Raw genomic sequence first — 6697 nt, 5'->3', positions numbered from 1 at the left:
GGCGGGCGGGGCACCCGCGTCCACACGGTCCAGGCGGACGTCCGCCACGGCCGGGTCGTCGGTGCGCTCGAGGACCACGGTGCGCGCGGTCGACCGGGAGCGGCGGTCCAGCAGCAGCCACACGAGCAGCCCGAGCACGCTCGTGCCGAGCATGCTCAGCAGCGATGCGAAGCCGAACGTCTCCGAGAAGGAGAGCGGGATGCCGGAGTACGGGTCCGCGGGCGGGGTGGGGGAGGCGTGGACCGCGGTGGTAATCACGAGTGCGATCAGCAGGCCGAGCGCGAGCGCCACCGCGAGCACCGCGGTCAGCCGCGGGGCGCGACGGACGGTGTAGGCGCGCTGATCGGGGGTCGGCTCGGGGGCGGAGGTCATGCGCGCCAGTCTATCGAGTCGGCCGCTGGGGCCAGTCGCGCGTGCCCGCGGCGGTGGCGGCACTCCCGGAGCACGCTCTGGCCGGCGCGTTGCGTGACGTTGAGCTCGTCGACCGCGGCCTGATACTCCTCCAGCGGGAGCACGACCTGCCCGCAGGCACGGGCGAGCTGTGCCTTCGCCGCGGTGTCCGGGGCGGGATCGGCAGAGCTGCATCCCGCGACGAGGAACGGTGCCGACGTTCGAACGGTCGGTGCCGCCGAGAGGACTGCCGGACACCCCTCGCTCACGGCCGCACGAGCGGCAGGTGCGCGCCGAGGTCGGCCCGCACGCCCGAGGCGCGCACGCCGCCGGCCGCCGTCGCGTCCTCCCAGGTCGTCAGCCCCGTGGCCAGGGACAGCCATGTCACGGCGTCCATCTCCACCACGTTGGGCGGGGTGCCGCGGGTGTGCCGGGGCCCGGGGAGGCACTGGGCGACGCCGAAGGGCGGCACGCGCACCTCCACCGAGTTCCCGGGCACGCGGGTCGCCAGCTCCTCGAGCGCGAAGCGCACCGCCATGGCCCGCGTGGGGCGCGGCAGCGCGGCGGCCGCCGCGGGGTCCTCCTCGTGGGCGCGTGCCCACGCCAGCAGCGCCGCGTGGCCCTCGACGACAGGCACCCGGCGGCGGGGCACGGAGCCGGTGGTCACGCCCGCGCCTCGAAGGCCGGCAGGACGTCCCCCACGAGGTCCCGCACCGGCGCGGCCAGGCGGATCTCACCGACCGGCTCACCCCGGCCGAGCACCGGGGGCACGACGGCGGCCAGCACGCCCGGCAGCGTCGCCCGGTCCACGTGGTCCGGGGCGAACCGGGCCAGCAGCGCGAGCGCGACCAGGTCGCCGGCCCGCGTGCCGCCGTCGAGCGCCTTGACGGCCACGGCCGTGCCGTCCGGCGCGGCCATGACGAGGACGCCGTCCGCGCCCGCCTTGGCGAGCAGGCCGAGCTCGCGCATCACCACGGTGTTGGAGCTCGTCTCCCCGTGGACGGCCCACGGGTGCTCGAGCATCGCGGTGGCGACGGCGGCCGCGTGCGGGTCCGCGTCGGCGCGGCCGGGTGCCGCGGCGACCCGCCCGATGCCGCGGGCCAGGCCCGCCAGCGAGATGACGGCGGCGGGGGCGCCGCAGCCGTCCACACCGGTGTGGGCCACCGGCTCGCCGCAGTATTCGGCGATCACCGCGTCCACCTCGCGCTGCAGGGGGTGCGCCGGGTCGAGGTACGTGGCGACGTCGTGCCCGGATGCCGCGCAGGCCGCGAGGAAGCCGGCGTGCTTGCCGGAGCAGTTGAAGGCCAGCGGGGTCGCGGCGGCGGCCTCGCCGTCGCGGCGGACCTGGGCCACGACCTCGGAGGTGTCCGCGGGCCAGGCCGGCGGACACCGCAGGGCGGACGCGTCGAGGCCGGCGTCCGCGAGCATGCGCTCGGCCAGCGCCTGGTGCCGGAGCGTGCCCCGGTGCGAGCCGCACGCGATGGACAGGGCCTCACCTGCCAGCGCCGCCCCGTGGCGCAGCGACGCGATGGCCTGGAACGGCTTCAGCGTGGAGCGCGGGTAGATCAGCGCGTCTGCGGGGCCGAGCCCGGCCAGCACCCGCCCGTCGGGGCCGGTCACGACGGCGGCGCCCGCCGTGCGGGACTCGACGAAGCCGTTGCGGACGGTCTCCACGAGCTCGACGGCGTCGGACAGGGCGAAGGTCTCGCCCGCGGGGGCGACGGTGGCGTGGGTCATGCGGTCCAGGGTAGCGAGGGCCCCAGACGCGCCGGGCGTCCGGGGCCGGTGGGCCGGGTCAGGTCCGGCGGCATCACCGGCTCACTCCGCGGAGAGCCGCCCGTCCACCATGGTCAGGGTGCGGTCCGTGGCGGAGAGGAACTCGTGGTCGTGCGTGACCATGAGCGTCGCCACCTGCTCCTCGCGGGTCAGCGTGCCCAGCAGGTCCACGACGGCGGCCGAGCGCTCGCGGTCCAGCGCGGAGGTGGGCTCGTCCACGAGCAGCAGCGTCGGCGAGGCCATCAGCGCGCGCACGATGTTCACGCGCTGCCGCTGACCGCCCGAGAGCTGGTGCGGGCGCTTGCCGGCCTGGTCGGCCAGGTCCACACGCTCGAGCAGCTCCAGGGCCCGCGCCTTGGCGGCCCTGCGGTCGGCGCGGGTGGCGTCACGGTCCAGGTGCACGGTCAGCTCCAGCTGCTCGGCCGCCGTGAGGGACGGGATGAGGTTGGGCTGCTGGAAGATCATGCCGATCTCCTGGCCGCGCAGCGCGGTGCGCTCCTTCCGGGACAGCCCGGCCATCTCGCGGCCGGCCACGGACACGCAGCCGGAGGTGGGCGTCACCAGGCCCGCGGCCACCGCCAGCAGGGAGGACTTGCCCGAGCCGGACGGGCCGACCATCGCGGTGAACGTGCCGGGGAGCAGGTCCAGGCTCACCTCGTCCAGGGCGCGCAGCACGCCGCGCTCGCCGTCCGGGTACTCCAGCACGAGGTCGCGCACGGACAGCGCGGGGGTGGCGTCGGCCGCGGCGGCGGGGCGCTCGCCGGCGACGCGGTGGGCGGCCGCGGCGGCCGGGGTGCGGAGGGCGTCGAGGTCGGCCTGCGGGGCGGTGAGGGTGGTCATGGGGAGGTCCTTTCTCCAGGCGGGGGCGAGGCGGAGCCGAGGGGGACGACGGCGCCGGGCGGCGCCGTCGTCGGGGCGGTCAGTTGCCGCCGAGGGCGACCAGCGGGTCGATCCGGGTGACGCGGTAGACCGCGACGACGGCGGCGAGCATGCCGAGCACGAGGACCCCGGCGGCGGGCACCGCGGTGGTGGCCCACGAGAGCTCGAACGGGACGGCCCGCCCCGCGAACGCGCCGACCACGGCGGCCAGCCCGGTGCCCACGGCCACGCCCCCGACGAGCACGAACGCGGCCTGCGCGAGCGAGTCCTTCAGCACCCAGCCGTTCGAGCCGCCGAGGGCCTTGAGCACCGCGATGTCGCGGGTGCGCTGCACCGTCCAGATGGACAGGAACGCGATCACCACGAGCGCCGAGATGCCGTACAGGAAGCCCTGCATGGTCATCAGGGAGCCGTTCTCGGACCGGTAGCTGGGCAGGGCGGCGTAGGAGCCCTTCACGGTCTCGGCGACGGTGCCCGCGGCGTCGTCACCGGCGGCGGCCACGGCGTCGACGTCGGCGCCGGCGTCGAAGCGCACCAGGCCGGCGGTGCCGAGCACCGCGTCGTCGGCGGTGTGCGAGATGGCGTTCCAGTCCTCGAGCGCCAGCCACGTCACGGGGGAGTGGGAGTAGTACTCGGTCGGCACGACGTCGGCCACGGTGTAGACGAAGCCGGAGACCGCGACGGCGTCACCCTCCTGCGCGTGGAGGGAGTCGGCCACGTCCTGGCTGAGCACGATCTGCCCGGGCTCGACGCCGGCCGGCGCGTCGGAGCCGCCCGGGGTGAGACCGATGAACGCGGTGGTGGCCACGCCGGTGGTGGGCTCGCCGGACACGTCCGCGCGGCCCTGCGGGTCCGTGTCCACGGGGTGCTCGAGGCCGATGGCCCGGCCCTGGCTCACACCGAGCGGCTCGACGGAGGCCACGCCGTCCGTGGCCGCCCACGCGTCGCGCTGGGCCACGGTGAACTCGGACTGGGTGAACGACGCGGTGGGCTCCTGGCCCGCCGCGCCGCCGAAGACCAGACGCTGCACGCCCTGCTCGCCGAGGCGGTCGATCGCGGCGGTGTTCTGCCCGCCCAGGCCGGCCGTGAGGCCGGAGAGCATGACGAGCAGCAGGCTGATGAGGGCCACCACGGAGCCCATGAGGGCGAACCGTCCGGTGGCGAAGCGGAGGTCGCGGAGTGCGAGGAACACGGGGCGCGTCCTTTCCTGGAGAGGTCTGTCCTGAGGTTGCCTCCACGGTCTCGCGCGGGCAGGGGTCGCCACATCGCCCGCGGCGGCTGGACCCGGTCAACCGAATGGTTGATTCCGGCGACGGGGCGGCGCGGCCCCGGGGCGGCGCGGCCCCGGGGCCGCGGGCCGTCGTCGCGTCCGGGGTGCGCCCTAGGTGTTGTGGGTCATGAGGTTCTTGCCACGGGGTACGGGCTGAGATGAGACGAGCGGGCCCCGCCCGGCAGGATGGAAGTTCCTACACCACCCACCTGCCAGAAGAGACCCACTCATGACTCACGCTAAGCCCGGCGTGAGGCGTTGGCAGTGTGGGTGAACCACTACAACTACCATCGGCCTCATACCTCCTGCGGGGACGCCCCTCCGGCCTCGTTGGCCCCGGCCCGAGTCAACAACGTCATGACCTCTTACACCTAGGGTGGAGCCATGTCCGTCGCACCCCGCGCCGCCGCGCCCACCGAGACCGGCACCACTGCCGTGCTCGCCGGCCTGCGCGTGGCCCTGCACGTCACGTTCGCCGCGCTGCTCACCGTGGGGCTGGCGCGCGCGCTCGCGGACCGGTCCCCGGAGGCGTCCTCCGGTCCGTTCCCGGCCACCACCCTGGTGCTGCTGACCGCCGCGCTGGCGGGCGTCTACCTGGCCGGGACCGTGCTGGAGCGGCGCCGGTGGGCCCGGGGCGACGACGTCGGCCGCGGTCCGGCGGTCGCCTGGCTGGCCCTGGTGCTGCTGCTGTGGGGCCTGCTCGTGGCCCACCACGGCGACTTCGCGTGGGTCGCCTTCCCCCTCTTCTTCGTCGTCCTGCACGTGGTCGACCGGGTGGCCCGGCAGGCGTGGGTGCGCCACGTGGTCGGGCCCGCGCTGGTGGTGGCGATGGCCGTCGTCGTGGTGGCCGGGATGGCGGCGGGCGCCGGTGGCGTGCGGGTGCCGGCCGTGATCGGTCCGCTGGTGGGCGCCGCCGTGGCCGTGGTGCTCTCCGGGGCGTACCGCGCCCTGCACGCCGAGTCCGAGCGCCAGCGTGCCGTGGCCGAGCAGCTGCGCGCCGCGCAGGCCGAGCTCGCGCGCACCGAGCACCGGGCGGGGGTGAGCGCCGAGCGGGAGCGGCTCGCCCGCGAGATCCACGACACCCTCACCCAGGGGCTGGCCTCGATCGTGCTGGTCTCGCGCGCGGCCCAGGACGCGCTCGACGCCGCCGACCCCGCCCTCGCCCGGCAGCGCATGGAGACCGTGCGCGCCACGGCCGCCGAGAACCTCGCCGAGTCCCGCCGCTTCGTCCGCGACCTGCGCGGCACCGGGGCGCCGTCCCTCATCGAGGCGCTCGAACGAGCGGTCACCGGGTTCGCCGACCGGCAGGCCGCCGCCGGGACACCCGTGGCCGCGGACGTCGAGGTCGTGGGCGAGCCGGTCGCGGTCGCCGAGGCCGTGGAGACCGCCGTGCTGCGAGCCGTGCAGGCCTCCCTGGCGAACGTCGGCGCCCACGCGGGCGCCCATCGCGCCCGCGTCACGCTGGGCTACCTCGGCGACGAGCTGACGGTGGACGTGGCCGACGACGGCGCGGGGTTCGACCCGGCCGTCGTCGCGGCCCGCGCCCGGGCCGGAGCCGCCGGTGCCGACCTGGGGGTGGGGACCGGCGTGGGACTGGCGAGCGTGCGCGAGCGCCTCGCGGCGGTGGGCGGCGAGGCCACCGTCGAGTCGGCCCCCGGCGAGGGCACCGTGGTGGCGCTGCGGGTGCCGCTGGTCGCCGCCGGGGCCGGCCGGAGCGCTGATCCCGAGCAGACCGAGAGCGAGGAGACCGCATGAGCGTGCGCGTGATGCTGGTGGACGACCACCCCGTGGTCCGGGCGGGGGTGCGGGCCGTCGTCGAGGCGCACCCGGACCTGACCGTGGTGGCCGAGGCCGCCGACGGGGCGGAGGCGATCGGCGTCCTGGAGGCGGGCGAGCCCGCGGTGGACGTCGTGCTGATGGACCTGCAGATGGGTGCGGGCATGGACGGCGTGACCGCCACCCGCGCCGTGCGGGAGCGGTGGCCGGGGGTGCAGGTGCTGATCCTGACGACCTTCGACACGGAGGCGGACATCCTCGCGGCCGTGAACGCGGGCGCCGCCGGCTACCTGCTCAAGGACGCCCCGAGCGAGGAGATCGCCTCGGCGGTGCGGCAGGCGGCGGCGGGACGCAAGGCGCTGGCCCCGCAGGTCGCGGCCACGCTGATGGGGCGCATGTCCGGCGGCTCCGAGGTGCTGTCCGAGCGGGAGATCCAGCTGCTCGAGCTGATCGCGCGGGGCGCCACGAACAAGGTGGCCGCGAAGGAGCTGTTCATCTCCGAGGCCACCGTGAAGACGCACCTGGTGCACATCTTCCAGAAGCTCGGCGTGGACAACCGCACCCGCGCCGTCGACGAGGCCCGGCGACGGCGCATCATCCGCTGAC

Annotated in this window: 7 protein-coding genes and 1 pseudogene; 3 read left to right on the top strand and 5 right to left on the bottom strand. The window is 76.0% G+C overall.

The features are described 5' to 3' along the window. From J1M40_RS01065 to J1M40_RS01045, 5 genes are all read right to left on the bottom strand, one after another. The coding region (locus J1M40_RS01065) for a hypothetical protein (RefSeq protein ID WP_206450374.1) at positions 1 to 372 on the bottom strand (372 nt) is incomplete at its 3' end. A 283-nt stretch (positions 373 to 655) separates the two neighbouring features. After that, on the bottom strand, positions 656 to 1057 hold the full coding sequence (locus tag J1M40_RS01060) for a sterol carrier family protein (RefSeq protein WP_044658863.1): 402 nt from the start codon (positions 1055 to 1057) through the stop codon (positions 656 to 658). Further along, positions 1054 to 2127 carry an asparaginase gene (locus tag J1M40_RS01055; RefSeq protein ID WP_049146831.1) on the bottom strand — a complete coding sequence of 358 codons (1074 nt, stop codon included), beginning with the start codon at positions 2125 to 2127 and terminating at the stop codon, positions 1054 to 1056. The genes J1M40_RS01060 and J1M40_RS01055 overlap by 4 nt, the downstream gene beginning before the upstream one ends. Before the next feature lie 81 nt (positions 2128 to 2208). Continuing rightward, positions 2209 to 3006, bottom strand: coding sequence for an ABC transporter ATP-binding protein (locus tag J1M40_RS01050; protein ID WP_041103971.1), 798 nt, complete (start codon positions 3004 to 3006; stop codon positions 2209 to 2211). Between the two features lie 79 nt (positions 3007 to 3085). Beyond that, positions 3086 to 4237: an ABC transporter permease gene (locus J1M40_RS01045; RefSeq protein ID WP_049146829.1), complete on the bottom strand. Its 1152-nt coding sequence runs from the start codon at positions 4235 to 4237 to the stop codon at positions 3086 to 3088. A 306-nt stretch (positions 4238 to 4543) separates the two neighbouring features. Here J1M40_RS01045 and J1M40_RS01040 point away from each other — a divergent pair. The 3 genes and pseudogenes from J1M40_RS01040 to J1M40_RS01030 form a co-directional block, all read left to right on the top strand. Then, a pseudogene (locus J1M40_RS01040) lies at positions 4544 to 4690 on the top strand (integrase core domain-containing protein); the annotation flags it as partial. A gap of 9 nt (positions 4691 to 4699) precedes the next feature. Continuing rightward, the gene (locus J1M40_RS01035) at positions 4700 to 6070 is read left to right on the top strand and encodes a sensor histidine kinase (protein WP_119217828.1); all 1371 of its coding nucleotides are present in this window, start codon (positions 4700 to 4702) and stop codon (positions 6068 to 6070) included. Then, a complete protein-coding gene (locus J1M40_RS01030; protein WP_060973807.1) occupies positions 6067 to 6696 on the top strand; it encodes a response regulator transcription factor in 630 nt (209 codons plus the stop codon). The genes J1M40_RS01035 and J1M40_RS01030 overlap by 4 nt, the downstream gene beginning before the upstream one ends. Position 6697 lies beyond the last annotated feature (1 nt).

Source organism: Micrococcus sp. KRD026 (assembly GCF_017168445.1).
Lineage (GTDB): Bacteria > Actinomycetota > Actinomycetes > Actinomycetales > Micrococcaceae > Micrococcus > Micrococcus luteus.
This window is presented reverse-complemented; position numbering and strand designations above follow the sequence as displayed.